The sequence below is a fragment of the Mycobacterium sp. TH-M25 genome (assembly GCF_057473665.1).
The window spans coordinates 1-3,746 of record NZ_JBYCLA010000156.1 but is presented as its reverse complement, the minus strand read 5'-3'; the positions used below and the strand labels follow the sequence as shown (position 1 = coordinate 3,746).

5 protein-coding genes are annotated in these 3,746 nt (G+C 68.1%); 4 read left to right on the top strand and 1 reads right to left on the bottom strand.

Translation table 11 applies throughout. The features are described from left to right. Positions 1-903 (top strand): ABC transporter ATP-binding protein (locus AC2VOU_RS05280; RefSeq protein WP_486956414.1); only part of this gene is annotated, 903 nt, incomplete at its 5' end. A 90-nt stretch (positions 904-993) separates the two neighbouring features. Then, positions 994-1,512 (top strand): MTB12 family secreted protein, encoded by a 519-nt coding sequence (locus tag AC2VOU_RS05275; protein ID WP_486956413.1) that lies wholly within the window; start codon positions 994-996, stop codon positions 1,510-1,512. Between the two features lie 13 nt (positions 1,513-1,525). Here AC2VOU_RS05275 and AC2VOU_RS05270 read toward each other — a convergent pair whose 3' ends face one another. Beyond that, positions 1,526-1,840 carry a type II toxin-antitoxin system VapB family antitoxin gene (locus AC2VOU_RS05270; RefSeq protein ID WP_486956412.1) on the bottom strand — a complete coding sequence of 105 codons (315 nt, stop codon included), beginning with the start codon at positions 1,838-1,840 and terminating at the stop codon, positions 1,526-1,528. A 105-nt stretch (positions 1,841-1,945) separates the two neighbouring features. On the opposite strand from AC2VOU_RS05270, the gene hrcA reads away from it, so the two are divergent. Beyond that, positions 1,946-2,989 carry a heat-inducible transcriptional repressor HrcA gene (gene hrcA, locus AC2VOU_RS05265; RefSeq protein ID WP_486956411.1) on the top strand — a complete coding sequence of 348 codons (1,044 nt, stop codon included), beginning with the start codon at positions 1,946-1,948 and terminating at the stop codon, positions 2,987-2,989. Positions 2,990-3,076: 87 nt separating this feature from the next. After that, positions 3,077-3,746, top strand: a 670-nt coding sequence (locus tag AC2VOU_RS05260) for a DnaJ domain-containing protein (protein WP_486956410.1), incomplete at its 3' end; no start/stop codon positions are given.

The following is a 3,746-nucleotide window of genomic DNA, read 5'->3' as shown; positions in this document are numbered from 1 at the left end:
ATCGCCCGCTACCTTGAGCCGTTCACGTCGATCAGTGAACTGGGCCCGGCCCTGGAAAGCACCCGCGCGACCCTCGAGCGGATTCGCGCCGTGCTCGGCGCGCCGGCGACGTCCGCCGGAACCGACGCAGGTCGCGGTCGACACGACGCGCCGTCGATCGAATTCGAGGACGTCACGTTCAGCTACGACGGTGCGAGCGCGCCGGTGCTGGACCGCGTGAGTTTTACGCTGCAGCCGGGGACCACCACCGCGTTCGTCGGGCCGTCCGGGTCGGGCAAGAGCACGATCCTGGCGCTGATCGCCGGCCTGTACCAGCCGGTCGGTGGCCGGGTTCTGGTCGACGGGGTGGACGTCGCCACACTCGACGCCGAAGCGCGCCGCGCCGCGAGCAGCGTGGTGTTCCAGCACCCCTACCTCTTTCACGGGACCATTCGCGACAACGTGGCCGCCGGTGACCCGTCCGCCGGCGACGACGAGTTCAGCCGGGCTATCGCGCTGGCCCGTGTCGACGAGCTCACCGGCCGGCTGCCGGCCGGAGCGGACACCGTCGTGGGCGAGGCCGGCTCCGCGCTGTCCGGCGGCGAGCGTCAGCGGGTCAGTATCGCGCGCGCGTTGCTGAAGCCGGCTCCGATCCTGCTGGTCGACGAGGCAACCAGCGCGCTGGACACCGAGAACGAGGCGGCCGTGGTCGACGCGCTCACCGCGGACCCCACGCCCCGGACCCGGGTGATCGTCGCCCATCGGTTGGCCAGCATCCGTCATGTCGACCGGGTGTTGTTCCTGGACGCGGGCACCATCGTCGAGGACGGCACGGTCCAGGGATTGCTGGCCGCGGGTGGACGGTTCGACGATTTCTGGCGCCGGCAACGCGACGCCGCCGAGTGGCGAATCCAGACCGGTTGAGCCGTCGGCCGGACACGCCCGAGTAGGGTCGCCACGGAATGCCTGATGACCAGCAGAATGATTGCGGTATCCGACTTGAAAGGGACAACCATGACCATGAAATTCTTCGCCACCGGGGTGGCCGCCGTGGCTGCCGTCGGTGCGGCTGCGGCCGGCCTCACATCGCTGGCCGGCGCTGACGCATCTGCGTTGCAGGTGCTGCCCGTAGCGCTCGGCGCACCGCTCGACCCGCCGCCGCTTGCGCCGGCTACGACACCGCTGCCGAGCCCGCAGACGCTGGCCGACCTGTGCAACCGGGTCACCGATCCTGGCGTGTCGTATGAGACGAAGTTCGGCCTGGTCGAGAATGGGATCAGCGGAGACGAAGGCCACGTGGCCGACCACGACCTGCGCAAGGCCTACCGCAACGGTAACTTCCCGGAACAGTTCAACGTGACCAACATCCAGCCCGCGGGCCCAAATGGGGCCACCGCCAACGTCGCCATCACCAGTCCCAAGTTCGCCGGGCCGGTCGAAAAGCAACTCGCGTTCGTCGATCAAGGTGGCACCTGGGTGATGCAGCACGACGCCGCGATTGCGCTGATCCAGGCGGCCTCGGCCGTCAACTGACCAATGGCCGCGGTCACTTCGCGTGTTGGGTGACCGCGTCCAGGTCGAGCAATCGCGCATGCAGGACGGTGCGGTTTCGCAGCGCCGCGCGCACCGCTCGATGTAGCCCGTCGTCGAGGTAGATGACGCCCTTCCACAGCACGGCGTGCGGGAAGAGGTCGCCGTAGAAGGTGCTGTCCTCGGACAGCAGGCGATCCAGCGCCAGCACCGTCGTGGTGGTGACGATCTCGTCGAGCCGAATCTGCCGCGGCGGGATGCGGGACCAGTCTCGATAGGACAGGTTGTGGTCCGGGTACGGCTTGCCATCGCGCACGCCTTTGAAGATCATCCGCTGCTCGGCTCTGGCAGATGCCTTCCCGATGCGGCCATGCAGGACAGCGTAGTCGCTGGTGATCCCCGTAAACTGGTCGAAAGTCAGGAGGATCGAGCCGAGATGGGCACTGCAGATGAGCGCCGCTTTCAGGTGCTGCGCGCGATTGTCGCCGACTTTGTCGCCACCAAGGAGCCGATCGGGTCCAAGTCGCTGGTCGACCGGCACAACCTCGGCGTCTCGTCGGCGACCGTGCGAAACGATATGGCCGTGCTCGAAGCGGAGGGCTACATCGCCCAACCGCACACCAGCTCGGGCCGGGTACCGACAGAGAAGGGCTACCGCGAATTTGTCGACCGCCTCGACGACGTCAAGCCGTTGTCGGCAGCCGAGCGGCGCGCTATCCAGGGCTTCCTGGAGTCCGGCGTCGACCTCGACGACGTCCTGCGTCGTGCGGTGCGGTTGCTGGCGCAACTGACCCGTCAGGTCGCCATCGTGCAGTATCCGACACTGTCGACGTCGACGGTGCGGCACCTGGAGGTGATCGCGCTCACCCCGGCCAAACTGCTGATGGTGGTGATCACCGACACCGGCCGGGTGGATCAGCGGGTGGTCGAACTCGGCGACGTCATCGACGATCACCAGCTCTCGCAACTGCGCGAGATGCTCGGCCAGGCGCTCGACGGCAAGAAACTCGCTGCGGCATCCATCGCGGTCGCCGACCTGGCAGCCCAGCTGCACGGTCGCAGCGGCCAGTCCAAGACCCTCAGCGACGCGGTCGGCCGCTCGGCCACGGTGCTGCTGGAGTCGCTGGTCGAGCACACCGAGGAGCGGCTGCTGCTGGGGGGGACGGCCAATCTGACCCGCAACACGGCCGATTTCGGCGGCTCGCTGCGCTCGATCCTGGAAGCCCTCGAGGAACAGGTCGTGGTCCTGCGGCTGCTGGCCGCCCAGCAGGAGGCCGGAAAGGTCACGGTCCGCATCGGACACGAGACCGAGGCCGAGCAGATGGTGGGCACCTCGGTGGTGTCGACCACCTATGGCACCTCCGAGACGGTCTACGGCGGCATGGGTGTGCTAGGGCCCACTCGGATGGACTATCCGGGAACTATCGCTAATGTCGCTGCGGTTGCTCTCTACATCGGCGAGGTGCTGGGTACCCGGTGATCTCGCTTCGCAGGCACAATTCATTGGTGGCCGCTTTTGCGCGGCCGACGCGGGGCTAGCAGCTCCGGGAGGTCAGGAAGGTCAAGCGTGGCACGCGACTATTACGGTCTGCTCGGTGTGAGCAGTAACGCCAGCGATGCGGAGCTCAAGCGCGCGTATCGCAAGCTGGCCCGCGAGTTGCATCCCGATGTGAACCCCGACGAGGCCGCCCAGGCCAAGTTCAAGGAGATCAGCGTCGCCTACGAGGTGCTGTCGGACCCGGAGAAGCGGCGCATTGTCGACCTGGGCGGCGATCCGCTGGAGAACGCCGCGGCCGGCGGCGGTGGCTTCGGTGGCTTCGGCGGCCTGGGCGACGTGTTCGAGGCTTTCTTCGGCGGCGGCGCGACCGCACGCGGGCCCGTCGGCCGGGTCCGGCCCGGTTCGGACTCGCTGCTGAGGATGCGACTGGATCTCGCCGAATGCGCGACAGGTGTGAGCAAGCAGGTCACCGTCGACACCGCGGTGCTCTGCGACCGATGCCAGGGCCGCGGCACCAACGGCAACTCGCAGCCGGTGTCGTGCGACACCTGCGGCGGCCGCGGAGAAGTGCAGACCGTGCAGCGGTCCTTGCTCGGCCAGGTGATGACGGCGCGTCCATGCCCGACGTGCCGTGGTGTTGGCGAGGTCATCCCCGATCCCTGCCACCACTGCGGCGGCGACGGCCGGGTGCAGGCCCGCCGGGAGGTCACGGTCAAGATTCCGGCCGGTGTCGGCGACG